At 70.6% G+C, this 25,793-nt stretch carries 27 protein-coding genes; 18 read left to right on the plus strand and 9 right to left on the minus strand.

The window, feature by feature from the left end; translation table 11 throughout:
* The first annotated feature begins 94 nt into the window (after positions 1-94).
* From hemL to ACF08N_RS31215, 8 genes are all read left to right on the plus strand, one after another.
* The gene (gene hemL, locus ACF08N_RS31180; RefSeq protein WP_392328063.1) at positions 95-1,411 is read left to right on the plus strand and encodes a glutamate-1-semialdehyde 2,1-aminomutase; all 1,317 of its coding nucleotides are present in this window, start codon (positions 95-97) and stop codon (positions 1,409-1,411) included.
* Entirely contained in the window at positions 1,408-2,088 is a 681-nt protein-coding gene (locus tag ACF08N_RS31185) for a histidine phosphatase family protein (RefSeq protein ID WP_392328064.1), read from the plus strand. The genes hemL and ACF08N_RS31185 overlap by 4 nt, the downstream gene beginning before the upstream one ends.
* Before the next feature lie 219 nt (positions 2,089-2,307).
* On the plus strand, positions 2,308-3,555 hold the full coding sequence (locus ACF08N_RS31190; protein WP_392328065.1) for a hypothetical protein: 1,248 nt from the start codon (positions 2,308-2,310) through the stop codon (positions 3,553-3,555).
* A 68-nt stretch (positions 3,556-3,623) separates the two neighbouring features.
* Positions 3,624-4,223, plus strand: a complete 600-nt coding sequence (locus tag ACF08N_RS31195) for a TlpA family protein disulfide reductase (protein ID WP_392328066.1) — start codon at positions 3,624-3,626, stop codon at positions 4,221-4,223.
* Between the two features lie 4 nt (positions 4,224-4,227).
* Positions 4,228-4,992 (plus strand): cytochrome c biogenesis CcdA family protein, encoded by a 765-nt coding sequence (locus ACF08N_RS31200; protein ID WP_392328067.1) that lies wholly within the window; start codon positions 4,228-4,230, stop codon positions 4,990-4,992.
* Between the two features lie 19 nt (positions 4,993-5,011).
* Complete coding sequence (locus ACF08N_RS31205; protein WP_392328129.1) at positions 5,012-6,724, plus strand: cytochrome c biogenesis protein ResB; 1,713 nt, start codon at positions 5,012-5,014, stop codon at positions 6,722-6,724.
* The gene (gene ccsB / locus ACF08N_RS31210; protein ID WP_392328068.1) at positions 6,721-7,812 is read left to right on the plus strand and encodes a c-type cytochrome biogenesis protein CcsB; all 1,092 of its coding nucleotides are present in this window, start codon (positions 6,721-6,723) and stop codon (positions 7,810-7,812) included. Before ACF08N_RS31205 ends, ccsB begins: the two co-directional genes overlap by 4 nt.
* A 50-nt stretch (positions 7,813-7,862) precedes the next feature.
* Positions 7,863-8,378 (plus strand): SRPBCC domain-containing protein, encoded by a 516-nt coding sequence (locus ACF08N_RS31215; protein WP_392328069.1) that lies wholly within the window; start codon positions 7,863-7,865, stop codon positions 8,376-8,378.
* A 63-nt stretch (positions 8,379-8,441) separates the two neighbouring features.
* Here ACF08N_RS31215 and ACF08N_RS31220 read toward each other — a convergent pair whose 3' ends face one another.
* From ACF08N_RS31220 to ACF08N_RS31235, 4 genes are all read right to left on the minus strand, one after another.
* A complete protein-coding gene (locus ACF08N_RS31220; RefSeq protein WP_392328070.1) occupies positions 8,442-9,947 on the minus strand; it encodes an ABC transporter substrate-binding protein in 1,506 nt (501 codons plus the stop codon).
* Entirely contained in the window at positions 9,947-12,016 is a 2,070-nt protein-coding gene (locus ACF08N_RS31225) for a hypothetical protein (RefSeq protein WP_392328071.1), read from the minus strand. The genes ACF08N_RS31220 and ACF08N_RS31225 overlap by 1 nt, the downstream gene beginning before the upstream one ends.
* Positions 12,017-12,126: 110 nt before the next feature.
* Entirely contained in the window at positions 12,127-13,113 is a 987-nt protein-coding gene (locus ACF08N_RS31230; protein ID WP_392328072.1) for an isopenicillin N synthase family dioxygenase, read from the minus strand.
* Positions 13,103-13,555, minus strand: a complete 453-nt coding sequence (locus ACF08N_RS31235) for a nucleoside deaminase (protein ID WP_392328073.1) — start codon at positions 13,553-13,555, stop codon at positions 13,103-13,105. Before ACF08N_RS31235 ends, ACF08N_RS31230 begins: the two co-directional genes overlap by 11 nt.
* Before the next feature lie 121 nt (positions 13,556-13,676).
* On the opposite strand from ACF08N_RS31235, the gene ACF08N_RS31240 reads away from it, so the two are divergent.
* Positions 13,677-14,612 (plus strand): DMT family transporter, encoded by a 936-nt coding sequence (locus ACF08N_RS31240; RefSeq protein WP_392328074.1) that lies wholly within the window; start codon positions 13,677-13,679, stop codon positions 14,610-14,612.
* Here ACF08N_RS31240 and ACF08N_RS31245 read toward each other — a convergent pair.
* Positions 14,509-15,399 (minus strand): LysR family transcriptional regulator, encoded by an 891-nt coding sequence (locus tag ACF08N_RS31245; RefSeq protein WP_392328075.1) that lies wholly within the window; start codon positions 15,397-15,399, stop codon positions 14,509-14,511. The genes ACF08N_RS31240 and ACF08N_RS31245 overlap by 104 nt on opposite strands.
* Positions 15,399-15,785: a PLD nuclease N-terminal domain-containing protein gene (locus ACF08N_RS31250; protein WP_392328076.1), complete on the minus strand. Its 387-nt coding sequence runs from the start codon at positions 15,783-15,785 to the stop codon at positions 15,399-15,401. The genes ACF08N_RS31245 and ACF08N_RS31250 overlap by 1 nt, the downstream gene beginning before the upstream one ends.
* An 89-nt stretch (positions 15,786-15,874) precedes the next feature.
* On the opposite strand from ACF08N_RS31250, the gene ACF08N_RS31255 reads away from it, so the two are divergent.
* Complete coding sequence (locus ACF08N_RS31255; protein WP_392328077.1) at positions 15,875-17,326, plus strand: menaquinone biosynthesis decarboxylase; 1,452 nt, start codon at positions 15,875-15,877, stop codon at positions 17,324-17,326.
* Positions 17,323-18,225, plus strand: coding sequence for a menaquinone biosynthesis prenyltransferase MqnP (mqnP, locus tag ACF08N_RS31260; protein WP_392328078.1), 903 nt, complete (start codon positions 17,323-17,325; stop codon positions 18,223-18,225). The genes ACF08N_RS31255 and mqnP overlap by 4 nt, the downstream gene beginning before the upstream one ends.
* A gap of 27 nt (positions 18,226-18,252) precedes the next feature.
* Here mqnP and ACF08N_RS31265 read toward each other — a convergent pair whose 3' ends face one another.
* Positions 18,253-18,849 (minus strand): rhomboid family intramembrane serine protease, encoded by a 597-nt coding sequence (locus ACF08N_RS31265; RefSeq protein WP_392328079.1) that lies wholly within the window; start codon positions 18,847-18,849, stop codon positions 18,253-18,255.
* A gap of 110 nt (positions 18,850-18,959) precedes the next feature.
* On the opposite strand from ACF08N_RS31265, the gene ACF08N_RS31270 reads away from it, so the two are divergent.
* Positions 18,960-19,622 carry a UbiX family flavin prenyltransferase gene (locus ACF08N_RS31270; RefSeq protein ID WP_392328080.1) on the plus strand — a complete coding sequence of 221 codons (663 nt, stop codon included), beginning with the start codon at positions 18,960-18,962 and terminating at the stop codon, positions 19,620-19,622.
* Here the strand turns inward: ACF08N_RS31270 and ACF08N_RS31275 are convergent.
* Positions 19,619-19,765, minus strand: a complete 147-nt coding sequence (locus ACF08N_RS31275) for a hypothetical protein (RefSeq protein ID WP_392328081.1) — start codon at positions 19,763-19,765, stop codon at positions 19,619-19,621. The two genes, ACF08N_RS31270 and ACF08N_RS31275, sit on opposite strands and share 4 nt — an antisense overlap.
* Before the next feature lie 131 nt (positions 19,766-19,896).
* Between ACF08N_RS31275 and ACF08N_RS31280 the strand changes: the two genes are divergently transcribed.
* The 6 genes from ACF08N_RS31280 (at position 19,897) to ACF08N_RS31305 (ending at position 25,110) form a co-directional block, all read left to right on the plus strand.
* Positions 19,897-20,352 carry an Lrp/AsnC family transcriptional regulator gene (locus ACF08N_RS31280; protein ID WP_392328082.1) on the plus strand — a complete coding sequence of 152 codons (456 nt, stop codon included), beginning with the start codon at positions 19,897-19,899 and terminating at the stop codon, positions 20,350-20,352.
* 103 nt (positions 20,353-20,455) lie between these two features.
* Positions 20,456-21,619, plus strand: coding sequence for an aminofutalosine synthase MqnE (gene mqnE / locus ACF08N_RS31285; protein ID WP_392328083.1), 1,164 nt, complete (start codon positions 20,456-20,458; stop codon positions 21,617-21,619).
* A 110-nt stretch (positions 21,620-21,729) separates the two neighbouring features.
* On the plus strand, positions 21,730-22,254 hold the full coding sequence (locus ACF08N_RS31290; RefSeq protein ID WP_392328084.1) for a GNAT family N-acetyltransferase: 525 nt from the start codon (positions 21,730-21,732) through the stop codon (positions 22,252-22,254).
* A 63-nt stretch (positions 22,255-22,317) separates the two neighbouring features.
* The gene (locus ACF08N_RS31295; protein ID WP_392328085.1) at positions 22,318-22,614 is read left to right on the plus strand and encodes a DUF4229 domain-containing protein; all 297 of its coding nucleotides are present in this window, start codon (positions 22,318-22,320) and stop codon (positions 22,612-22,614) included.
* A 278-nt stretch (positions 22,615-22,892) separates the two neighbouring features.
* Positions 22,893-24,221 (plus strand): dicarboxylate/amino acid:cation symporter, encoded by a 1,329-nt coding sequence (locus ACF08N_RS31300; RefSeq protein ID WP_392328086.1) that lies wholly within the window; start codon positions 22,893-22,895, stop codon positions 24,219-24,221.
* A gap of 226 nt (positions 24,222-24,447) precedes the next feature.
* Positions 24,448-25,110 carry a TetR/AcrR family transcriptional regulator gene (locus ACF08N_RS31305; RefSeq protein WP_392328087.1) on the plus strand — a complete coding sequence of 221 codons (663 nt, stop codon included), beginning with the start codon at positions 24,448-24,450 and terminating at the stop codon, positions 25,108-25,110.
* Positions 25,111-25,126: 16 nt separating this feature from the next.
* Here the strand turns inward: ACF08N_RS31305 and ACF08N_RS31310 are convergent, their stop codons facing one another.
* Entirely contained in the window at positions 25,127-25,744 is a 618-nt protein-coding gene (locus ACF08N_RS31310; RefSeq protein ID WP_392328088.1) for an antibiotic biosynthesis monooxygenase, read from the minus strand.
* Between the last annotated feature and the right edge of the window lie 49 nt (positions 25,745-25,793).

The raw sequence follows: 25,793 nt of genomic DNA on the forward strand, positions 1-25,793 counted from the left end.
CCCCCGCCGCGCAACCAGATCATCGTGACAGTGACCTCCCCCACGAACGTGCGGTGAAACACCTGTCCGCAAGATCGCCCGGGCCTCTGAGACCATGGTTTCCGTGAGCTTTCCCTATGACGCCCCAGTTTCGCAGACGCTTTTCGACCGCGCGTCCCTCGTGACGCCCGGCGGCGTGAACTCTCCCGTCCGTGCCTTCCGCGCCGTGGGCGGTACGCCCCGGTTCATGGTGTCCGGCACCGGCCCGTACCTGACCGATGCCGACGGCCGTGAGTACGTCGACCTCGTCTGCTCGTGGGGGCCGATGATCCTCGGGCACTCCCACCCCGAGGTGATCGCGGCGGTGCAGGCGGCGGTCGCCCGCGGCACCTCCTTCGGCACACCCGGCGAGGGCGAGGTCGCTCTCGCCGAGGAGATCGTGGCCCGCGTCGAGCCCGTCGAACAGGTACGGCTGGTCTCCAGCGGTACCGAGGCGACGATGTCGGCGATCCGGCTGGCCCGCGGTTTCACCGGCCGGTCCAAGGTCATCAAGTTCGCCGGCTGCTACCACGGGCACGTCGACGCGCTCCTCGCGGCGGCGGGCTCGGGCGTGGCCACGTTCGCCCTGCCCGACACGCCCGGGGTCACGGGTGCGCAGGCCGGTGACACGATCGTGCTGCCCTACAACGACCTGGAGGCCGTGCAGGCCGCCTTCCACACGCACCCGGGCGAGATCGCGTGCGTGATCACGGAGGCGTCGCCCGGCAACATGGGCGTGGTGCCGCCGCGGCCTGGCTTCAACCAGGGGCTCAAGGACGCCTGCGCGAAGAACGGCGCCCTGTACATCTCCGACGAGGTGATGACCGGCTTCCGCACCTCGAAGGCGGGCTGGTTCGGCGTCGACGGCGTGGTGCCCGATCTGATGACGTTCGGCAAGGTCATGGGCGGCGGGTTCCCGGCCGCCGCGTTCGGCGGCCGCCGGGACGTCATGGCGCACCTCGCGCCGGCCGGTCCCGTCTACCAGGCGGGCACGCTGTCCGGTAACCCGGTCGCGACCGCCGCGGGCCTCGCGCAGCTGCGGCTGCTGGACGACGCCGCGTACGAGAAGGTGAACGCGGTCTCGAGCGAGATCCAGGCGCTGGTCCGGGACGCCCTGACCAAGGAGGGCGTGGCGCACCGGCTGCAGACGGCGTCCAACATGTTCTCCGTGTTCTTCACCCCGACCGAGGTCAGGGACTACGAGGACGCGAAGAAGCAGGAGGCGTTCCGCTTCAACGCGTTCTTCCACTCGATGCTCGCCGACGGCGTCTACCTGCCGCCGTCCGCGTTCGAGTCCTGGTTCGTCTCGACCGCCCACGACGAGCGGGCGATCGAGCGGATCGCGGCCGCGCTGCCCGCGGCCGCCCGAGCCGCCGCGGAGGCCACCGCATGAGCCGCAGGGACATCACCGTCGTCCATCTGATGCGCCACGGCGAGGTGCGCAACCCCGACGGTGTCCTCTACGGCCGCCGCAGCGGCTACCACCTGTCCGAACTCGGACGGCAGATGGCCGACCGGGTCGCCGACCATCTGGCGGAGCGGGACATCACGTATGTCGTCGCCTCCCCGCTGGAGCGCGCCCAGGAGACCGCCCAGCCGATCGCCAAGTCGCACGGGCTGACCCTCGAGACCGACGAGCGGCTGATCGAGGCGGCCAACGTCTTCGAGGGCAAGACCTTCGGCGTGGGTGACGGCGCTCTGCGCCAGCCGGCCAACTGGAAGCACCTGACGAACCCGTTCCGCCCGTCCTGGGGCGAGCCGTACGTGGAGCAGGTCGAGAGGATGACGGCCGCGCTGGAGGCGGCGAGGGACGCGGCCCGGGGACACGAGGCGGTGTGCGTCAGCCACCAGTTGCCCATCTGGGTGGTGCGCAGCTTCGTCGAGAGGCGCCGGCTGTGGCACGACCCACGGCGCCGGCAGTGCACGCTGGCCTCGCTGACCTCGTTCACCTACGAGGGCAACAGGGTTGTCTCGGTCGGATACTCCGAGCCGGCCCGCGATCTCGTTCCGCCGCATCTTCTCGCCGGTGCCAAGCCCGTGAAGGGCAAGTCGAAGGCATTCGGCGCGTAGCGTCCCGAAAGCCTGCTGCCGCGCCGAAAGCGTGCAGCCTCCCGGAAAGCGTGCAGCCGCCCGGGAAACGTGGCGCCTCCCGGGAAACGTGCAGCCTCCCGGGAAAATGCGTAGAAAAACCCGTCCCGCATGTCAGGAACCTCCGCGTTCCGCACCGCATCTCTCCCTGTGCCGGTTTGGAAAGCTCCCCCGGACCAGGGGAGCGCGGATGGGGACGATATGCGCGACATCACTCGACGGGGTCTGCTCGGAGCGGGACTTGGGGCCGCGGCCGCGGTCGCCGTGGCGGGCTGCGGCTCCAGTGGCCCGGGCAGCGCCGGAGGTGGCGCGCCCGGGCGGGGCGGTGACCAGGGCGGGGGTAAGAAGCCCTCGCCGTCCGCGGCAGAGGGCCGGCCGATCGGCGACGGCTCCACGGCCGACACCGGCAAGCAGCCCCACCAGCCGGAGCGTCCCGTTCCACTGGAACCGGGGCAGACGCCGCCGCAATTCGTGATCTTTTCCTGGGACGGGGCGGGCGAGGTCGGCAACGGACTCTTCCCGCGTTTTCTCGAACTCGCCAGGAACCACGGCGCGGCGATGACCTTCTTCCTCTCGGGGATCTATCTGCTGCCCGAGTCGAAGAAGTCGCTCTACCGCCCGCCGAACAACTCGATCGGCGCGTCCGACATCGGTTATCTCACCGACGAGCACATCAAGGACACGCTGAAACACGTGCGCCAGGCATGGCTCGACGGCCATGAGATAGGCACCCACTTCAACGGGCATTTCTGCGCGGGATCCGGATCGGTCGGCAACTGGTCGTCCGCGGACTGGCGCAGTGAGGTCGACCAGGCTGTGAGGTTCGTCACCGAATGGCGCACCAACAGCGGCTGGCACGACATTGATCCGCTGCCTTTCGACTACCGCAAGGAACTCGTCGGCGGCCGTACTCCCTGTCTGCTCGGCCAGGACAAACTGCTGCCCACCGCCAAGCAGCTGGGCTGGCGCTACGACGCCTCCTCGCCCGGTGGCCGCCAGATGTGGCCCGACAAGCGGCTGGGCATCTGGGATCTGCCGCTCCAGCAGGTGCCGTTCCCCGGGCATTCCTTCGAAGTGCTCTCCATGGACTACAACATGCTCGCCAACCAGTCCCACAACGCGACCCAGGGCGTGCCCTCGCGTTTTCCGGGCTGGCGCAGGCAGGCGACCGAGGCGTATCTCGCGGGATTCACCCGCGCCTACGAGTCCAATCGCGCGCCCTTCTTCATCGGCAACCACTTCGAACAGTGGAACGGCGGCATCTACATGGACGCCGTAGAGGAAGCGCTCAAGGGCATGGCCGGCAAGAAGGACGTACGGCTGGTCTCCTTCCGGCAGTTCTGCGACTGGCTGGATGTGCAGGATCCGGGAGTGCTCGCGAAACTGCGCACCCTTGAGGTCGGCCAGGCCCCCGCGGGCGGCTGGAACGCATTCCTTAAGGCTTCTTGACAACGGGCCTTATCGGGCAGGCAGGGGGGTGCGGAAGATCGCGGCCGGGGCCATGCGAAACTTTTCACATGAGCCTCAGCCGTGCCCCCCGCGCCGCCCTGCTGACCGCCCTGGTCGCCGCAGGTGCGCTCACCCTGTCGGCCTGCGGTGAGGGCGGCAAGTCCGGAGGCGGCGGCGACACCAACTTCGTCACCGGCTCCGGCGGCATCTCCACCGTCGCCAAGGGGGAGCGGCAGTCCCCGAACGAGCTCAAGGGCGAGACCCTGGAGGGCGAACAGCTCGACGTCGCCGACCTCAAGGGCAAGATCGTCGTGATGAACGTGTGGGGATCGTGGTGCCCGCCCTGCCGTTCCGAGGCCCCCTATTTCGCGAAGGTCGCCAAGGAGACCAAGGCGAAGGGCGTCGAGTTCGTCGGGATCAACACCCGGGACACCAACAAGGGCCCGGCGCTCGCTTTCGAGAAGGACTACGGAATCGAGTACCCGAGCCTGTACGACCCGATCGGCAAACTGATCGTCAACGGTTTCCCGAAGGGCAGCCTCAATCCGCAGGCCATTCCCTCCACGATCGTGCTCGACCGGGACGGAAAGATCGCGGCCCGTTCGCTCAAGGCCCTCGACGACGAAGAACTGCACAAGATCATCGACCCGTTGATCGCGGAGAAGTGATCCTGTGGAAGTCCTCGCCGCAGCGTCCGAACTGAACGAGACGGTCCTCGGCGGCGCACTGCTCCTCGCGCTGCCCATCGCCGTGCTCGGCGGACTCGTCTCCTTCTTCTCGCCGTGTGTGCTGCCGCTCGTCCCCGGCTACCTCTCGTACGTCACCGGGGTGACGGGCACCGATCTCGCCGAGGCGCGGCGCGGCAGGATGGTCGCCGGCGCCTCACTGTTCGTCCTCGGCTTCACCGCCGTGTTCGTCTCCGGCGGCGCGCTCTTCGGCTACTTCGGCTCCACGCTCCAGAGCGAGCGGGAGCTGCTTTCGCGGATCCTCGGCGTGCTGATGATCCTTCTCGGCGTGTTCTTCATGGGCATGATGCCCTGGCTCACGCAGCGCGAGTTCCGGATCCACAGGCGTCCGGTGTCGGGGCTCGCGGGCGCGCCCGTGCTCGGCGCCCTGTTCGGCATCGGCTGGACGCCGTGCATCGGACCGACGCTCTCGTCCGTCCAGATCCTCGCGGCGGACCAGGCCAGCGCGGGCCGCGGGGCGCTGCTGACCGTCGCCTACTGCCTCGGCCTCGGGCTTCCGTTCGTCCTCGCCGCGGTGGCCTTCCGAAAGGCGCTCGGCGCGTTCGGCTGGGTCAAGCGGCACTACGCCTGGGTGATGCGGATCGGCGGCATCATGATGATCGCGACCGGTCTGCTGCTGCTCACAGGTGTCTGGGACAGCATGGTCCAGTCCATGCAGAGCTGGTCCAACGGTTTCACGGTGGGGATCTGAGTCCATGAGCAAGACCTCCATGAGCAAGACCTCCATGAACGGCACCTCCATGAACGGGACCGACGAACGCGAACTCGGCGAGGCCGGTGCCCAGCTGTCCACCGCCCCCGTCGAGAACACGGCGGACCAGGCCCTCGGCGGCCCCGCCCTCGGGGTGATCGGCTGGGCGCGCTGGTTCTGGCGGCAGCTGACCTCCATGCGGGTCGCGCTGATCCTGCTCTTCCTGCTCTCGCTCGGCGCGATCCCCGGCTCCCTCGTCCCGCAGAACAGCGTGGACGAGATGAAGGTGCAGGCGTTCAAGGACCGCCACGAGGTCCTCGGGCCCCTCTACGAGAAGCTCCAGTTCTTCGACGTCTACAGCTCGGTGTGGTTCTCGGCGATCTACATCCTGCTGTTCGTGTCCCTCATCGGCTGCATCGTGCCCCGCTCCTGGCAGTTCGTCGGCCAGCTGCGCAGCCGCCCGCCGGGCGCGCCGCGGCGGCTGACCCGGCTGCCCGCGTACACGACGTGGCGGACCGAGGCCGGGCCGGAGCAGGTGCGCGAGGCGGCGCTCGCCCTGCTGCGCACGCGCCGCTTCCGCGCCCACGAGGCGGGCGACGCGGTCGCCGCGGAGAAGGGCTATCTGCGCGAGGCCGGCAACCTGGTCTTCCATGTGTCGCTGATCGTGATGCTGGTGGCGTTCGCCGCGGGCCAGCTCTTCAAGTCCGAGGGCGGCAAGCTGGTCGTCGAGGGCGGTGGCTTCTCCAACACGCTCACGCAGTACGACGACTTCAAGTCCGGTTCGCTGTTCGACACGGACGACCTGTCCCCCTTCAGCTTCGGCCTGGACAGCTTCACCGGCACGTACGCGAAGAGCGGGCCGCAGCGCGGCACGCCGCGCACCTACGAGGCGGCCGTGACCTGGTCCGGGCCCGGTGGCACCGAGAAGAAGCAGATCATCGAGGTCAACAAGCCGCTGGAGGTGGACGGCACCAAGGTCTTCCTCAACGGCCACGGGTACGCCCCCGTAGTCACCGTGCGGGACGGCAAGGGCAAGGTCGTCTTCCAGGACGCCGTGCCGCTGCTGCCGATCGACAACAACATCACGTCGACCGGCGCCATCAAGGTGATGGACGGCTACCGGGACAAGACCGGCAGGAAGAGCCAGCTCGGTTTCCAGGCGTTCTTCGTGCCGACGTTCGCGGGCGAGGGCAACGGCGACATGTTCTCCCAGTTCCCCGGGCTGGAGTTCCCTGTGCTGGCGCTCACCGGATACCACGGCAGCCTCGGCGTCGACGCCGGACTGCCGCAGAACGTGTACCAGCTCGACACGCGCAAGATGAAGCAGTTCAAGGACGCCGAGGGCGAGATCCTCAAGCAGCGTCTGCTGCCCGGCGAGACCATGAAGCTGCCGGACGGCGCGGGCTCCATCACCTTCGAGAAGGAGGTCAAGGAGTGGGCGACCTTCCAGATCACCCGCCAGCCGGCCACCGGCTGGGCGCTGACCGGCGCGATCGCCGCCATCGCGGGCCTCGCCGCCTCGCTGTTCATCCAGCGCCGCCGCGTCTGGGTGCGGGCCGTGCGCGGTGAGGACGGCGTGACGGTCGTCGAGATGGCCGGGCTCGGCCGCAGCGAGTCGGCGAAGCTTCCCGAGGAACTGGCCGACCTGGCCGCCATCCTCCATTCGACGGCGCCGACGGCGCCTCAGCCCATTGATCGTTCTGCTGTTCCTGCCGAAGGGGCCAAGGAGTGACTCTCGCCGCCGCAACCGCCGCCGCAGCCAACGAGAACCTGGCGGAGATCAGCAACTACCTGATCTATTCGTCGATGGCCGTCTACACGCTGGCCTTCTTCGCGAACATCGCCGAGTGGCTCTTCGGCAGCCGCAGCAAGGTGGCCCGCACCGCCGCCGCGCTCACCGCCCCCGCCGACGAGGCCGCCGCCCCCGCCGTCACGGTCACGAAGGCGGGCGGGACCACGGTCCTGGAGAAGCCGAAGGTCGTCACCCGGGCCGCCGGCGGCGCCCGGGACGTGCCCGACGGCCCCGGTGCGCACGGCGGGACCGAGCAGGGCGACCTGTACGGCCGGATCGCCGTGTCGCTCACCGCGCTCGCCTTCCTGCTGGAGGCGGCCGGCGTCGTCGCCCGCGCCCTGTCGGTGGGGCGCGCGCCGTGGGGCAACATGTACGAGTTCTCCACGACGTTCTCCACGGTCGCCGTGGGTGTGTACCTGGTCCTCCTGCTGGCGGGCAAGAACATCCGCTGGGCCGGTCTGCCGCTGGTCACCACCGTGCTGCTGGACCTCGGGTTCGCCGTGACGTACCTGTACACCGAGAGCGACCAGCTGGTGCCCGCCCTCGACTCGTACTGGCTGTGGATCCACGTCTCCACCGCGATCTTCTGCGGTGCCGTCTTCTACCTCGGTGCGGTCGCCGCCGTGGTCTACCTCTTCCGCGACGCCTACGAGCGCAAGCTCGCCCGCGGCGGGGAGCCCGGGAAGTTCGCCACGTCGGTCCTGGAGCGGCTGCCCTCGGCCGCCTCGCTCGACAAGTTCGCCTACCGCGTCAACGCGGCCGTCTTCCCGCTGTGGACGTTCACGATCATCGCGGGCGCGATCTGGGCCGGCGACGCGTGGGGCCGCTACTGGGGCTGGGACGCCAAGGAGGTCTGGTCCTTCATCACCTGGGTCGCGTACGCCGCCTACCTGCACGCCCGCGCGACGGCCGGCTGGAAGGGCCGCAAGGCCGCGTACATCGCGCTGATCGCGTTCCTGTGCTTCCTGTGGAACTACTACGGCGTGAACATGTTTGTGAACAGCCTGCACTCGTACGCGGGGGTCTGAGGCTCTCGGGTGAGGTAGCGTCCGCGCCGCCCGCGCGCGACGCTGGAGGCATGAGTGACGTAATCCCCCAGGGCACCACCGAGACCCGGGACGACGGCACTCACCTGCTGCGGTACGAGCTGCATCTGCCGCATCCGGTGATCCGGGTATGGGCCGCCGTCGCCACCCCCGAAGGTCTGCCGACCTGGCTCTGCGCCGCCGACCCGCTCGAACCGAGAATCGGCGGCGCCGTCACCCTGCGCTGGCTCAACGCCGACGCGGACGGTCGGCACACCGTCGCGGAGGGCCATGTCACCGCGTGGGACGTGGAGCGGGTCGCCGAGTACACGGTCACCGTGCACGGCCGCATCCGCTTCCACCTGGAGCCCCACGGCGACGACGGCACGGTGCTCCGCTTCACCAACGAACTGCGGTGCGACGACGAGGTGCTGCTCGACTGCCTGGCCGGCTGGCACCACCACTTCGAGCTGCTGGTCGACGCGCTGGAGGGCAGGCCGACCACCGACTGGTCGACCTGGACCGCCGACCGCTGGCAGCAGCTGCGGGACGCCTACGCCGCCGCCTAGGGGCTGTCCGGCGGATCTTGGCCGGGGCCCTGATCCGCCGGACACCCCCTAGCGCGGAGCGGGTCAGTCCTTCCGGGCGATGCAGTCCGGTGGCGGCGGCTTTTGGTCCGGCCAGGAGAACTCCTTGAACTGCAGCGTCCCGTCGGCCGCGAGCTGCACGATCGGCACCGCCTTGTTCCGCGGATTCCCGTAGTTGTCCAGGCAGATCCAGCCGCTGGCGCCGTTCACCCGGAGCGAGCCCGTCAGGTGCGGCCACTGGGCCGTCACATCGGTCAGCGCCGGTGCCTTCGCGGAGGTGCCGGTCGCGCGCCGGATGCCCTGCACGGCCGTCGCCATCGCGTCGTAGCCGATGATCGTCTGCCCGTCCTGCAGCTGGTTCGGGCCGATCTCGGAGCGCAGTTCGGCGATGCCGTCGGCCAGTTGCCGGTACGCCGCCCCCGAGCCGCCCGTCGCGGGCAGCGGCCGCCCGGGCGCCTCGACCCAGGCGTCGGGGTGGGCGAGCGCCGCGTACTTCAGCGTGACCCGCGGCTTCTTCTCGCCCGGCCGCACCGCCAGTGCCTGCCGGTCCATCTTGTCGTCCGCGCCCAGGTAGGACGCCTCGTCGCCGGTGAGCACGGTGAAACCGCGGCTCGCGCAGCCCGCCCTGCCGAGTTCGGAGACGAAGATGCGCAGCGGAGTGTGGCGGCCGGCGAAGAAGACCGTGTGGGCCTCGGTGTCGCAGATGTAGTGGGCGATGCTGTTGAAGACGTTGCCGAGATTGCCCGGGTTGTCCGGCTCCTTGCCGGACGTGAACTGCGTCGGCTCGTAGATCTGGTCCGGCAGCTGCTCGTTGAACGCCTCCCGGAGCGTCTGCGCATAGCGGTCGTCCGGATTCGTGTCGTACACGAGCAGCGCGGTGCGGTCGACGGACTTGGCGTGCCACACCAGCGCGCGGGCCTCGTCCTTGTTGGTGGGCGAGACCCGTGCGAGGCCCGGGATGTTGGTGATGTCGTCGGCGGTGATGGTGGAGCCCACCATCGGGATGTGATGACGGGCCAGCAGGGCGACGGCCTGCTTGTTCGCGGTGTTGCTGGTCGCGATGCCGGTCACCGCCCGCAGCTGCTCGGGGCCGTCGGCCATGGTGACCAGCTGGTTCACCACCTCCTCCCAGTAGCGGCCGAGGTCACCGGTGTTGGCCAGCAGCACCCGGATCTTCGGCGGCCGGCCCTCCGCCCGGTTGGCGAGCTTCTGCTGCACGTACACGCCCTGGAGCTCGTGCCGCATCTTCTTGAGCTGCTCGGGCGCCTTGGAGCTGAACGGCATCATCACCGCCACCGAGACCGTCAACTGCTCGGAGTCCTCCGCCGTCTTGTTCTCGGCGGCGATCGCGCGGGCGACCTCCCGGATCTCCTTCACCCGGAAGTCGTATCCGGTCGCCGAGACACCGATGCACTCGTCGCTGCCCTCGGGTCGGGCCACGCCCGTCGCGCACGAGCGGTCCGGGTCGAGGACGCCCGGTCCCAGCAGCACGCCCAGCACGATCGCGGTCACGGCCCCGACCCCGATGAGGATCTTCGTCAGGTTGTTCATCAGTCCGTCCCCCCACTCGCCCGGTTCCGCCGGGAGCAGTCGCACTCCCGCAGCGGACGACCCGACCGGATGCTCTCCGCCCAGTGCGTGGCGGCGTCGGTGAGTACGGAGCTGTCGGCGACGTCGTCCCGCAGGGCGTGCAGCGCCCCGTGGACCGCCGCCTCCAGCCGCGCCTCCGGCAGCTCCAGCCAGTCCTGCGCCAGCCAGGCGGCGTTCAGCAGCCGCTCGACGCGCCGGTCCGGCTCACGGTGCCCGCCCGTGAAGGCGAGCCTGCGCCGCTCCGCGAGACCCTCGAAACCCGGCGCGGACGCGATGTGCAGCAGCTCGTCCAGCCAGGCCGCCGTGTCCGCGCGGCCGAGCGAGCCGGTGAGGTGCGCGATCGCGCCCCCGGTCCGGCCGATCGCCAGCTCGTGGTGGTACGCCGGCCAGGAGGCGGGCCCGGCCGCCGCGTAGTGCATCACCAGCCGCGAGTGCATGCCGAGCCACGACGAGTGGTCGGCATCCAGGTGGTAGAGCCGGTGGAGCAGCAGGGTGCGCAGGCAGTGGTCGGCCACGAAGTGCCGGTCGCAGCGCGGCCATCCGTCCGCGTCGAGCGCCTGGCGCAGCTCCGGCGTCGTCATGCCGGCGGCCGCCGGGAGCAGCAGCTCGGCGGAGCGCGCGTCCGCCGCGGGGGACACCCGGGTGAGCAGCTCGCCCAGCTCCCCGGGGACCAGTTCCTCCCGCAGCGCCTCGGCCACCGTCGGGCCGGTGGCCGGCTGAAGCGGTGTCGCCGGCCGGTGCCGCAGCAGCGACCGCAGTGTCAGCGTCGCCAGGGCGGTCGGCGCGGGCGGGCCCGAAGGACCGGGCGGCACGGCGGCGTTCGCCGCCGTCCGCAGCTCCTCGATCGCGTCCGTCATCCGGGTCATGGCCAGCGGTCGTCCGCCCGTGAACCGGTAGAGCGCGCGCGGCAGTCCGGGCGGCAGCATCGCGTCCGGATCCACATGGCTCAGCAGCCCGTCGGAGGTCTCGGGGCCGGCCGGCGGCAGCGGCGGATAGGGCACCACGACCATGGGGTGCACGCACAGCCCGTCGCCCCGGCCGCCCGCCAGCCCCACCGCGGAGCTGAGCGACGCCAGCCGGTGCGCGCCCTGGAGGACCGGCGGGTCGCCGCGCCGGAACGCCGCGTACACCACCACCCGGTCCGGATGCCCGGTCGACCGGTGGGTGAGGCAGTCGCGCACCAGCTGCTCGCCCAGTTCGTCGTGGGCGTTGTCGAGCAGCATCAGCGGCCGGCCGGTGCGCAGCAGCCAGCCCCCGGTCGTCCGGTACGCCTCGTCCAGGTCGGCCCGCAGCGCCTGACCGAGGAAGTACTCGGCGCGCCGCCGCTGGTCGCCGCCGAGCCGGAAGTGGCTGCCCAGCAGGGTCAGTCCCCAGCGGGCGCTGCCCTGCGCGCCGGGGTAGGCCCCGTACCAGCCGACGGCCTTGCGGCTGCCGCGCTGGAACAGCTCCTGGAGCAGCACCTCCACCGACACCTCGATGAACTTCTGCACCGGCGGCAGGGGCATCGGCAGCGCCGCGTACGCCGCCATCAGCTTGGCCACCCAGCTCTGCACGACCGCCGCCCAGTTGCCGCGCGACGGCGAGATCAGCTCCAGGCGGCGCAGCTCGGCGGCGATGCGCTCGTCCTGGTCGGCGTTCCACGTTCCGGAGGCGACCGCGACGAGCCCCGCGAAAAGCCGGGTCATGTGCAGCGTCGGCGCACGTGCGGGCCCGGCGCTGGTGAAGCCGATGCCGAGCAGCCGCAGCGCCTCCGTCACCAGCGAACGCGACTCCGGTGACTCGGCCGCGCCGGTGCGCAGCGCGTCGTCGGCGCAGTCCAGGTACGCGGTGGGCGTGACCGGTCCGCAGGAGTCCCGCAGCCAGGCGAAGTCGTACGACTTACCCATCCCGCGCCCGCCGACGACGGCGACCACGGGAGGCGGCAGGGCCTTGCAGGAAGGACGGAACGTGCGGCCGGCGACCTGGGTGCCGGTGAGATGGGACGTGAGCTGCGCGAGCAGTTCGCTCCTCGCGGCGAGTTGATCCCTCAAAAACACTCCCGAGCGGTCAAGTGGCGCCGGGGAACAGGTAGTTGGACGACCATGATATGGGGCTCGGGCCGGGCGGGCGAGGGAGTTGCCGCGCTTTCGTGTTCAGGCTGTCACGCCCCGTCGCCGGACTCCGGGCGGTCCGGCGGACCGCCCTCGCCGACCGAGATCGCGTCGAGCTTCGCCCTCAGGTACGTGTGCGAGTCCACCGGCTCGTACGCCACGCGCCCCTTCGGCGCGGGCAGGGGCGCCACGACCGTGCCCGGATCGCACTCGTAGAAGTACACGAGCGACATGAGCTCCTCCGCCGGCGCGTCCGCGGGCGGCGGGAGCACCCGGTGGCGGCCCGAGCGCCAGCGATCGCCCGTCCAACGCGCCATCAGATCCCCGATGTTGACCGTGAGCGCCTCCGGGTCCCACGGCGCGTCCTGCCAGCCTCCGTCGTCCGTGAACACCTGAAGGCCGCCGCGGCCGGCCTGCCGGTCGAGGACCGTCACCGTGCCGAAGTCCGTGTGCGGGCCGATGCGGAACTGACCGGGCGCGGGCGGCCCGACCGTGTCCGTGCCGGGATACCAGTTCACGTTGAAGCCGTACGTGGGGTGGCCGGTGTGCCGGGTGAAGAAGTCCCCGCCCTCGCCCAGCGCCTCGCCGAGCAGGCCGAGCAGCCGGTCGGACAGGGCGCGCATCCGCCACAGATACGCTTCCACCAGCGGCTTCAGCTCCGGCACCTCTGCGGGCCAGGTGTTCGGCAGGAACCACTCGGCGTCGACGGCCGTGTCCCCGGTCGGCTCGTCCGCCGCGAACGACAGCGACTCCTTCAGGTCCGGCGGTGTCCTCGTCCCCTCCGCATACCCGTTGGCCTCCGCGCCCGGCCCCAGCCAGCCGCGCCCGCCGACCCGAACCGCGTACGGCTCCTTGACGGCGGCGGGGAGGCGGAAGAACTTCCGGGCCGCCTCCCGGATCCCCGCGGGCAGCGCCGGGTCGATCCCGTGCCCGGTGACGAGCAGGAAGCCCGCCCCGCACAGGGCGCGGTCGACGGCTCCGGCCGCCGCGTCGCCGTCGGAGAGATCGATGGTGGGAATGCGCGTCTCACTCGTCACCGATGTCCTCGTTCCACAGAGTCGGGTGCTCGTCGACGAACGCGCGCATCATCGCCACGCATTCCGGATCGTCCAGCAGCACGACCTCCACGCCGTGCTCCGCCAGCCAGTCGTGGCCGCCGTGGAAGGTCTCCGCCTCACCGATCACGACCCGGGAGATCCCGAACTGCCGCACAAGACCGGAGCAGTACCAGCACGGCGAGAGCGTCGTCACCATCGTGGTGCCCCGGTACGACCGCTGCCTGCCCGCGGCGCGGAACGCCGCCGTCTCGGCATGCGTCGACGGATCGCCGTCCTGCACGCGCCGGTTGCGGCCGCGCCCCAGCAGCGAGCCGTCGGCCCCGTACAGCGCGGCGCCGATCGGGATGCCGCCCTCGGCGAGCCCCGCCCGGGCCTCGGCGACGGCGGTGGCGAGCCACCTGCGGGCCTGCGCATCGTCCATGCCCGCACTCTTCCCCGGCGGGCCCCGCCGTCACCCCCATCGACACGGCCGATGGGGCCATCGGCAGGACGCCCCATTGGCTCGTGGACCGGTGCACGGGTCCGTTCGTAGCGTCATGGTCATGAGAAACGAGACCAGGGGAACAGTCGAACTCACCCTCGCCATGGTGCTCTCGGGCACCCTCGGCATCTTCGTCGTCGAGTCCGGCGCGTCCCCCTTCGACGTGGTGTTCTTCCGGTGCCTCTTCGGGGCCGCCGCCCTCGGCGCGTACGTCCTCGCCCGCGGCTGGTTCACCGGCCACGGCTTCACCCCGAAGAAGCTCGGACTGGCCGCGCTGGGCGGCGTGTTCATCGTCTTCAACTGGGTGTTCCTCTTCGAGGCGTACGAGGCCGCCTCGATCTCCCTCGCCACCGTCGTCTACCACACGCAGCCGTTCTTCCTGGTGCTGCTCGGCGCCGCGCTGTTCCGGGAGCGGATCACGGCCGCAAGGTTCGGCTGGCTCGCGGTCGCGTTCGCCGGACTGGTCCTCGTCTCCGGGGTCCGGCCCGGGGACACGGGCTCGCTCAAGGGGCTGGGGTTCGCGCTCGCCGCCGCCGTGCTCTACGCGCTGTCGACCGTCGTCACCAAGCGGATCACCGGCGTGCGTCCGCACCTCGTCGCCCTGGTCCAGGTCCTGGTCGGCATCCCGCTGCTGCTGCCCTTCGCCGACTTCGGCGCGGCGTCCCGGCTCGGCGCGGGATGGGCCTGGCTCGCCGGTCTCGGCCTGATCCACACCGGCGTCATGTACGTCCTGATGTACGCGGCCTACCAGAAGCTGCCCACCGCGAAGATCGCCGTTCTCGCCTTCACCTACCCGGCCGTCGCGATGGTCGCCGACTGGGCGGTGTACGGGCACCACATCGGCCTCGTCCAGGCGCTCGGCGTGCCGCTGATCGTGCTGGCCGGCCTGAAGGTCACGCTTCCCGCGCGTCCTCGCGTACGAGCCGCCGCGCCTGCTCCACGAACAGCCGCACATGGGCCGGAAGCCGCTTCTCCCGCCGCCACGCGATCTGCGTGAAGAGCGTGAACGGCGGCTCCCAGCCGAGCGCCGCCAGCGCCCCGGACGCCAGCTCCCCGGAGACGGCGATCCGGGGCAGCAGCGCGATCCCGAGACCGCTCGCCACCCCACGCTTGGTCGCCTCGATCGTTCCGAACTCCATGAACGGAGGCGCCCACTGGCTCAACTCCCGCTCGAACAGGTCCCGGTACGGACATCCCGGCTCCGTACCCACCAGCTGCGCCGCCGCCAGGTCCGCGGCCGTCAGCCCCGCCCGCCCGGCCAGCGGATGCCCGGGCGCGGCCACGAGCACCAGCGGCTCCGCGGCCAGGACCTCGCTCTCCAGGCCCGCGTGCTCGGTCTCCGGCTCCATCAGGAAGCCGATGTCGTACACACCGCGGCGCAGCGCCTCGCGGGTCTCGTCGCCGAGCGTGGGCCGCAGGGACAGCCGGACCTTCGGGTAGCGGTGGTGGAAGAGCTCCAGGAGCGGCGGCAGCCGGTAGGAGGTCAGAGACTCCATGGTGCCGACGGTGATCGTCCCGGCCGGCTCGTCGGCCCCGGCGACCGCGGCCCGCGCCTCCTCGGCGAGGTCGATCATCCGGCGGGCGTACGGCAGCAGGCGCTCGCCCGCCTCCGTGAGGCGGATACGGCTGCCGAGCCGCTCGAACAGGTCCACGCCGAGGGAGGACTCCAGGGAGCGGACCTGGCTCGTCACGCTGGACTGGGCGTACCGCAGCTCGGCTGCCGCGCGGGTGAAGCTGAGGACGGTGGCGACCTTCTCGAAGGCCACCAGGAGCCGCAGCTCCATCAGCTGTCCTTGTCCTCGCCCTGCTCGCGCTTCTTCAGCTCCTCCTCGCGGCGGCGCAGGTCGGCCTCCCAGTCCTTGAGGAGCGACTCGTCCTTCTTGTTCTCCTCCTTGATGGACTTGAGGAAGTCGGGGTTGTCGTCGGGGGCGACCCAGGTCGTGCGGTGGTTGCGGTGCCACTCGGATGGGGTGCGGCCACCGGCCGGTGCGTGCCGCATCTTCCCGGCGGCGAACCAGACGATCGGTCCGACGATCCAGAACAGCAGAATGATGAAGATCCAGGCGAGCTTCGGCAGGTGCTTCGCCTCGTCCTCGGGGGTGTTCAGGCAGTCGATGAACGCGTAGATCGTCAGCGCCAGCGGCAGGATGTACATCAGTGCCCTGAGCATGTGGGACAGCCCCCTGGAGACATAGGCGGGGCCGTGTTCCCCGGCCCCGGTGACGGGCCCAGGGTAGCCCGTGGCCGATACTTGGCCCCATGGCTTACGACGATCTTCGCTCCTTGCTCCGGGCGCTGGAGCGCGAGGGCGACCTCAAGCGCATCAAGGCCGAAGTCGACCCCTGTCTGGAGGTCGGGGAGATCGTCGACCGGGTGAACAAGGCCGGCGGCCCCGCCCTGCTCTTCGAGAACGTGCGCGGCTCGGCGATGCCGCTGGCGATGAACGTGTTCGGCACCGACCGCCGGCTGCTCAAGTCGCTCGGCCTGACCTCGTACAACGAGATCAGCGACAAGATCGGCGGCCTGCTCAAGCCGGAGCTGCCGCACGGGTTCGTCGGGGTGCGCGAGGCGTTCGGCAAGCTCGGCTCGATGGTGCACGTGCCGCCGAAGAAGGTGAAGGACGCGCCCGTGCAGGAGGTCGTCCTGACCGGCGACGACGTCGATCTGGAGGCCCTGCCCGCGCTGTTCACCTGGCCCGAGGACGGCGGTTCCTTCTTCAACCTGGGGCTGACGCACACCAAGCACCCCGAGTCCGGGGTGCGCAACCTCGGGCTGTACCGCCTCCAGCGCCACGACCGGCGCACCATCGGCATGCACTGGCAGATCCACAAGGACAGCCGCAACCACTACCAGGTCGCCGCCAAGCGGGGCGAGCGGCTGCCGGTCGCGATCGCCTTCGGGTGCCCGCCGGCCGTCACGTACGCCTCGACCGCGCCGCTGCCCGGCGACATCGACGAGTACCTGTTCGCGGGCTTCGTCGCGGGCAAGCGGATCGAGATGGTCGACTGCAAGACGGTGCCGCTCCAGGTCCCGGCGAACGCGGAGGTCGTGCTGGAGGGCTGGCTGGAGCCGGGGAAGATGCTGCCCGAGGGCCCGTTCGGCGACCACACCGGCTTCTACACGCCGCAGGAGCCGTTCCCGGCACTGACGATCGACTGCGTGACGATGCGCAAGCGGCCGCTGCTCCAGTCGATCGTGGTGGGCCGGCCGCCGACGGAGGACGGCCCGCTGGGCCGCGCCACCGAGCGGTTCTTCCTCCCGCTCCTCAAGATCATCGTGCCGGACATCGTGGACTACCACCTGCCGGAGTCGGGCGGTTTCCACAACTGCGCGATCGTCTCGATCGACAAGAAGTACCCGAAGCACGCGCAGAAGGTCATGCACGCGATCTGGGGCGCGCACATGATGTCGCTGACCAAGCTGATCGTGGTCGTCGACGCGGACTGCGACGTCCACGACCTGCACGAGGTGTCCTGGCGGGCGCTCGGCAACACGGACTACGCCCGCGACCTCACGGTCGTCGAGGGCCCGGTCGACCACCTCGACCACGCCTCGTACCAGCAGTTCTGGGGCGGCAAGGCGGGCATCGACGCGACGCGCAAGCTCCCCGAGGAGGGCTACACGCGCGACGGCGGCTGGCCGGAGATGGTCGTGTCGGACCCCGAGACGGCGGCGAAGGTCGACCGTCGCTGGAAGGAGTACGGCCTGTGACCGCCGCCGCCGCGGCCGTCCCGGGGCCCGGACGCACCAAGGCGTTCCTGCGCCTGGTGATGATCGAGCACTCGGTCTTCGCGCTGCCGTTCGCCTACATCGCCTCGCTCACCGCGATGTTCCGGCACGACCGCACCGTCCATTGGGTCGAGCTTCTGCTCGTCACCGTCGCGATGGTCGGGCTGCGGACGTTCGCGATGGCGTGCAACCGGATCATCGACCGGGAGATCGACGCCCGTAACCCGCGCACGGCCTCGCGCGAGCTGGTCACCGGCGCGGTGTCCGTCCGCTCGGCGTGGACCGGCGCGCTCGTCGCCGTGGTCGTCTTCCTCGGCGCCGCGGCCCTGCTCAACCCGCTGTGCCTGGCGCTCGCGCCCGTCGCCGTGGTGCCGATGGTGGTCTATCCGTACGGCAAGCGGTTCACGAACTTCCCGCACGCCATCCTCGGTCTCGCCCAGGCCATGGGCCCGGTCGGCGCGTGGATCGCGGTCACCGGCGCGTGGTCGTGGGAGGCGGTGATCCTCGGGCTCGCGGTGGGCGTGTGGATCGGCGGCTTCGACCTGATCTTCGCCTGCCAGGACGTCCAGGCCGACCGGGCCCACGGCGTGAAGTCGGTCCCGGCCCGCTTCGGCATCCCGGCGGCGCTGTACGGGGCGCGCGGCTGCCATGTCGTGACGACGGCGCTGTTCGCCTGGTACGCGCTGGCCACGGACGCGGGCGTCTTCCTGTGGCTGGGGCTGGTGATCGTGGCGGCGGCGTTCCTCTACGAGCACACGATTGTGCGCCCGCACGACCTGTCCCGCCTGAACAGGGCGTTCTTCACCGTCAACGGGTTCATCGGGATCGCGTTGTTCCTGTGCGCCTTGCTGGACCTGCTCGCGCGGGGGCTGACGCTCTAGGGGGTTCCCTGACGCGCCCGCTCCCGCTCACCTCGCCCGGGGCGAGCGGGAGCCGCGGAAGACGAACGCCGCCGCCACGCCCGCCAGCAGGCCGAACAGGTGGCCCTGCCAGCTGACCCCCGTGTTCGCCGGGGATATGCCTGCCAGGATCGAGCCGCCCCACACCGCGCCGATCAACAGGCCCACTGTCACGTCCAGCAGCTTGCGCTCGACGAAGCCGCGCACCACGAGGTAGCCGAAGAGGCCGAAGACCAGGCCCGAGGCGCCCGCCGTATTGACGTCGGACGGCGAGAACAGCCAGACGCCGAGGCCGTCCACCAGGATGATCAGCAGCGAGACGGCGAGGAAGCGGCGGATGCCGCCGAGCGCGGCGAGGACGCCGAAGATCAGCAGGGGGACGCTGTTCGCCGCGACGTGGCCGAATCCGAAGTGCACGAACGCCGACGGGACGACGTCGACCAGCTCGCCGGGCTCGCGCGACACGACTCCGTACGCGTCGAGCGCGTGGCCCGTCGCCACGTCGACCGCTTCGAGCAGCCACAGCAGGGCGACCCAGGCCAGCATCAGTTTGACCGCCGCTCGGGCCCGGTCTCTCCGGCGCCCTGCGAGGTGAGTGTCTGCCATCGCGGTCCCCCTGGGGTCGTACGCGCTACACCCACCGGAACGTCCGGCGCACCTGGCGCAGTTCCGCCCCCGCGCCGCCGGATAGGCTCACCCGTGTGGAGCCGCAGGAAATGAACAGTCGCCGGCCGTGGGTCGTGGGCGTGTCGGGTGCCTCCGGCACGCCGTACGCCGCCGCCGTGCTGCGCGCGCTGCTCGCCGCCGGCGAGAGCGTGGACCTCGTCGTCAGCCGGGCCTCGCGGCTGACGCTGCTCGACGAGACGGGGATCGCGTTCCGGGACGCGCACTGGCGGGACGACCTGCGCCGGTGGCTGGCCCAGGGCGCGGACGGCAAGCCCGGCGCGTTCGACGTCGACGTGGACGATGTGCGCCACTGGGCCGCGGGGGACCTCGCCGCCGGGCCGTCGTCGGGGTCGTACCCGGTCAAGGGGATGCTGATCGTGCCGGCGTCCACCGCGTGTGTGGCGGGTGTGGCGCTGGGGCTGTCGAAGGACCTGCTCCAGCGCGCCGCGAGCGTGACGCTCAAGGAGCGGCGCAGGCTGGTGGTCGCGGTGCGGGAGACCCCGCTGAACGGGCAGACGCTGAAGCATCTGGTGACGCTGGACGAGGCGGGCGCCGTGGTGCTGCCCGCCTCTCCGGCGTTCTACGCGGGGGCGACGCACATCCAGGATCTGGTGGACTTCGTCGCCGGGCGGGTGCTGGACGCGGCAGGGGTGCCGCACCGGCTGTACCGCCGTTGGGAGGGGGAGCTCGGTGGTGGCTCCGCAGAGGATTAGCTCTTCTTGCCGCGGCGCGGTGCGCGGGTCCGGTCGGCCCGGCGGGCGGCAGAGGGCTGGTGGGCACGCGAGCGGTTGGCCAGCTCCTGCAGCTGTCGCATGTGGGCGTAGGCCATCTCGATCGTGTACACGGTGAGTGTCATCTCCTGTATGGATCGCGATCCTTGTGGGATCAGCTGTGATCGTTTGAGTGATTCGCAGGGTGTCGGCCCTGCATGCCTTAGATTCTACACGTAAACTTGCGGTATCGCTGAATAATGGAAGGCTTGAGTCTATGGACGCCGTGGATAGGCAGCTCATCCAGGCCCTACGCGAGAACGGCAGGGCCTCGTACGCCGAGCTCGGCCGGCTCGTGGGGCTCTCCGGCCCCTCCGTGACCGACCGCATCAACCGCCTGGAGGCGGCGGGAGTCATCACCGGCTACCGCGCCACGGTGGACGCGGCCTCGCTCGGTCTCGGCGTCACGGCCCTCATCGGCATCTCGCTCTCCGACGCCGCCGACCACGAGGACGTCGCCCGCAGGCTGCGGGACCTCGCCGAGATCGAGGACTGCTGGTTCATCGCGGGCGACGACTCCTACATGCTCAAGGTGCGCGCCAGCGACGTCGACGGCCTGGAGAAGACCATCCGCCGGCTCTCCGGCACCCGCGGCGTCTCCCGCACCCGCACCACCATCGTCCTCTCCACCAAGTGGGAGAACCGTGTCGGAGACCTCCCCGAGGAGGGCTGAGCCACCCGCCGCCCGCCGTACCGCCCCGCCCGTGAAGTGACGCGAAGGCGGGGGAGTACGGTGGGCGGAGCCTGTTTTACGTGGAGATATGGGAGGCGGCCAGGTGGACGCTGGACTCAAGCGCGAGCTGGAGGAGAAGGTCCGGGCCGGTGAGCGGCTGACCCGTGAGGACGGCATCGCGCTCTACGCATCGGACGACCTGGCCTGGCTCGGCGGTCTCGCGCACGAGGTCCGCACGCGCAAGAACGGCGACGTCGTCCACTTCAACGTCAACCGCCACCTCAACATGACCAACGTGTGCACCGCGTCGTGCGCCTACTGCTCGTTCCAGCGCAAGCCGGGCGAGAAGGACGCGTACACCATGCGCATCGAGGAGGCCGTCCGCCTCGCCAAGGCGATGGAGAACGAGAACCTCACCGAGCTGCACATCGTCAACGGCCTCCACCCCAACCTGCCGTGGCGGTACTACCCCCGTTCGCTGAGCGAGCTGAAGAAGGCCCTGCCCAACGTCTCGCTGAAGGCGTTCACCGCCACCGAGATCCACCACTTCGAGACCATCTCGGGGCTGTCCGCCTCCGAGATCCTCGACGAGCTGATCGAGGCCGGCCTCGAATCGCTGACCGGCGGCGGCGCGGAGATCTTCGACTGGGAAGTGCGCCAGCACATCGTCGACCACCGCACCCACTGGGAGGACTGGTCGCGCATCCACCGCCTCGCGCACGAGAAGGGCCTCAAGACCCCGTGCACGATGCTGTACGGGCACATCGAGGAGCCGCGCCACCGCGTCGACCACGTGCTGCGGCTGCGGGAACTCCAGGACGAGACCGGCGGCTTCCAGGTCTTCATCCCGCTGCGCTACCAGCACGACTTCGTCGACATGCAGGACGGCAAGGTCCGCAACAAGCTCCAGGCGCGCACGACCATGGCGACGGGCGCGGAGGCGCTGAAGACCTTCGCGGTCTCGCGGCTCCTCTTCGACAACATCCAGCACGTCAAGGTCTTCTGGGTGATGCACGGCGTGCAGACCGCCCAACTCGCCCTCCAGCACGGTGCGGACGACATGGACGGCTCGGTGGTCGAGTACAAGATCACGCACGACGCCGACAACTACGGCACGCCGAACAAGCTCACCCGCGACGATCTGCTCGACCTGATCCGCGACGCCGGCTTCCGCCCGGTCGAGCGCAACACCCGGTACGAGATCATCCGCGAGTACCCCGGCCCGGACGCCGACCGCCGCGAGTCCCCGCAGCCGATGCGCGTCTGACCGCCTCGGGCGCTCGGCCCGCGGCGCGCCGCGGGCGGTGCGTCTCGCGCTGTGTCTCGCCCTGTGGAAACCCCGGGGGCCCGGCGGACGCGTTTCCTACGCTGGGCCCCATGGCGCTCACCTTCGAACTGGACCCGCCCGGCGGGCCCGCCCTGCGCGACGGCGTTCTCTCCCTGTGGGCCGACGTCAGCAATGCGGGCGGCGCCGTCGGCTTCGTGCCGCCGGTCACGGTCGACGACATACGGCCCGAGTGGGTCAAGCATCTGACGGCCATGGCCGAGGGCCGGATGCGGCTGCTCGTCGGGCGCGACGAGGACGGCGAGATCGTGGCCGCCGCCTTCCTCGCCCACAACACCCACCGGCTGATGACCCACTGGGTCTGGGTCTACACGGTGATGGTCCACCCCGAGCACCAGGGCAAGGGCTACGGCCGCGACCTGATGGCGGCCGTAGCCGAGACCGCCCGTGGGCTCGACGGCATCGAGGCGATACGCCTCACCTGCCGCGGCGGCACCGGCGCCGACCGTTTCTACACCGCCTGCGGGTACAAGGAGGTCGGCCGCGTACCGGGCGCGATCCGCGTGGCGGACGGCGACGACCGCGACGACGTCATCATGCTCCTGCCGCTGAACTGATCCTTTCCGCGGCGTGCTTCACTGGACTGGCACCTTTTGTCGTACCAAGGAAGAAGGCCCGCCGTGTCCGCAGGAAAGTCGAGCGCCGCCATCCGGTACACCGCGATGCGGCTCGCGATCTTCGTCGGCTGCTTCGTCGTCGTCGCCGGTCTCGTCCAGGTCGGCGCCCTGCCCAAGGGTCTCGGGGACGCCAACTTCGCCTGGGTGATCCTGCTCTCGCTCGTGCTCTCCGCACCGCTGAGCTTCGTGCTCCTGCGCAAGCAGCGCGACGCCATGTCCGAGCAGATCGTCACCAAGGTCGACCAGGCCAAGGCGCGCCTGGAGGCCAACCGTTCGCAGGAGGACGGCGTCACGCAGTAACGCCGGGCACCCGGGGCCCGACGGGGGCCCAAAGGGGAGCTTTGAGGGTCCATAAGTTCAAGTGTTAACGTGTTCGGCATGAAGACAGCAGTGCGCCATCACACCGCCGCGAGCATCCCGCTCGTGGCGCGCCTGCATGTCGATCTCTGCCGCTGTATGTCCGCGGTCTGTTGCCGCCAGGTCTGACCCGGCATCACAGCGGCGCGCCGCGCATCCGCGCACGGGCGCCGCACCCCTGTTCCCCCGTCTGTTCCGCTATGCCCCTGTGGAGTGTGCCCGTGTCCGCGAACACCGCGTCCGCGTCCGGTAACCGCATACCGAAGATCCCCTTCTGGGCCCAGATCGTCACCGGTCTGGTGCTCGGCGTCCTGCTCGGCTGGCTCGCCCGCAGCCAGGACGTCACCTGGCTGAAGGACACGCTCGACCAGGTCGGCTCGATCTTCGTCCAGCTGCTGAAGCTGGCGGTCGCGCCGCTCGTCTTCTTCGCGATCCTGGTCTCGATCACCAATCTGCGGAAGGTCAACAACGCCGCCCGGCTGGCCACCCGCACCCTGCTCTGGTTCATGATCACGTCGCTGATCGCGGTCGCCATCGGCCTCGCGATCGGCCTGGTCACCAACCCCGGCGCCGGCACCGGCCTCACCCCGAAGGACGGCCAGAAGCCCGAGAACGCCGGCACCTGGATCGACTTCCTGACCGGCATCGTGCCGACCGACGTCATCACGCCCTTCACCGAGCTGAACGTCCTCCAGATCGTCTTCATGGCGGCCGTCGCCGGTGTCGCCGCGCTGGGGCTCGGCGAGCGCGCCAAGCCGATCCTCGCCCTGAGCGAGTCCGTGCTGGAGCTGCTGCAGAAGGCCCTGTGGTGGGTCATCCGCCTCGCGCCCATCGGCACCGTCGGCCTCATCGGCTTCGCCATCGCCGACTACGGCTGGGACCTGATCGGCAAGTACGCCACCTTCACCGCCGACGTCTACATCGGCTGCGCCCTGGTCCTGTTCGGCGTGTACCCGCTCCTGCTCGCGACCGTCGCCAAGGTCAGCCCCGTCCAGTTCTTCAAGGGCGCCTGGCCCGCCATCCAGCTGGCGTTCGTCTCCCGCTCCTCGGTCGGCACCATGCCGGTCACGCAGAAGGTCACCGAGCGCCTCGGCGTCCCGAAGGACTACACCTCCTTCGCCGTCCCGTTCGGCGCGACGACCAAGATGGACGGCTGCGCCGCGATCTACCCGGCGCTCGCCGCGATCTTCATCGCGCAGATCTTCGACGTGCAGCTGGGCATCAAGGAGTACGTGCTGATCGCCTTCGTCTCGGTCGTCGGCTCGGCGGCCACGGCGGGCCTGACCGGCGCGACCGTGATGCTGACGCTGACCCTGTCGACGCTGGGCCTCCCGCTGGAGGGCGTGGGCCTGCTGATGGCGATCGACCCGGTCCTCGACATGATGCGGACCGCGACGAACGTGGCCGGCCAGGCGCTGGTCCCGGTCCTCGTCGCCGCCCGGGAGAACATCCTCGACCGCGACGCGTACCACGCGGCCACGTCCTCGCCGATCGACGAGGACGAGGTGCGGGGCGCCGAGCGCGAGGTCGCGGTCCCGGCCGCCGCGTAACGGCCCGTCCGCCGCAAGAAGCGCCCCGGAACGGCTGGATCCGGGGCGCTCACGCGTCCACGGGCGCGGCCGGGCGGCCTGAGGGGGACCGGCGGCACCGCGGTGGCCGGGACCGACGACATCAGGACGATCTTTCCTCCCGCCGTCCTTCGGCGTTCGGCCCGCCGTTCCCCCGGGCCGTACTCTTACCGCTGAGTAGGGGCACGGGGTGGGAGGAACGTCGACAATGGGTGCTGTGAAGGGCGTGAGGGCCAAGCGGATGCCGCGGGCCGTGCGCGAGCAGCAGATGATGGACGCCGCTGTGCAGACCTTCGGGCAGCGCGGCTACCGGGCCGCGTCGATGGACGAGATCGCCGAACTGGCCGGGGTGTCCAAGCCGCTCGTCTATCTGTATCTGAACTCCAAGGAAGAGCTCTTCACGGCGTGCATACGGCGGGAGGCCCAGGCCCTGACCGATGCCGTGCGCGCGGCCGTCGAGCCGGGACTCTCGGCCGACCGGCAGATGTGGGCCGGACTGGAGGCGTTCTTCCGGCACACCGCCGAGAACCCCGACGGCTGGGCCGTCCTGCACCACCAGGCGCGTACGCACGGGGAGCCGTTCGCCGCCGAGGTGGCGACGATGCGCGAGGAGATCGCCGCGTTCGTCACCGGACTGATCGCGGCCGCCGCGCGTCAGGCCGTGCCGCCGGCGGCGCACCGCGACGCCGAGCTGGCCGATCGGGACGTGGCCGGCCTCGCCCAGGCCCTGGTGGGTGCCGCCGAGTCGCTCGCCGGCTGGGCGAACGAGACCGGTGGGGTCTCGGCCAAGGAGGCGGCGGGCATGCTGATGAACTTCGCGTGGACGGGGCTCGACCGGCTCATGCAGGGGGAGCGCTGGAGCCCGCGGTGACCTCGCGGGGCCCGGCTCAGGACGGGGGCCGGCCCAGCAGCATGGCCACCTGGAACTCCTCCACCGCCTGCACGGTCGCCTGCGCCTGGCTCGTGGCTTCGCCGCGCAGCGCGGCGACGGGACCACGGGAGGCCGCGAGGCTGTCCCGGTCGGCGTAGACCGCGCCCACGGCCGCGCGCCCGGCGGCACGGTCGATGAGGAGCGATCCGCCGAGGAAGCCGGGCACGGTCCGGAGCTTGGGCAGGACGCCGTTCTCGAAGGCATCGATCAGGCTGTCCGCGTCGGACGGGGCGAAGTCCAGCCGGGTCAGCCGGAAGCGGGCGTCCTCGTCGGCCGACTCGGGGCGGGCGGCGACCGCGGCCTCCCAGGTGTCGACCGTCACGGTCGCCGCGAACGACGACAGAGCCCGGGCGCGCACCTGCCCCATGCGGTCGGCGCTCGCCCGCATGGCCTCTTCGTCCTCCCACCACGTCCCGGTCAGCAGCTTGCCCAGCTCGCGGTCCACGAACAGGCCCGCACCCCGGAAGCCCGGCTCTTCGACGAGCCGCTGCCTGCCCTCCGTGGTCAGTGCCTGCACGGCCTGGTCGAGCTTGGCCGGATCACCTGTCGCATACGTCGTACGAACGAACATCATGGCTCCATCTGAGGGCCGGTCCGTAAGGCAGGCAAGGCGGCGCGGTCGT

The organism is Streptomyces sp. NPDC015127 (genome assembly GCF_043080095.1).
In the GTDB taxonomy this organism is placed as follows: domain Bacteria; phylum Actinomycetota; class Actinomycetes; order Streptomycetales; family Streptomycetaceae; genus Streptomyces.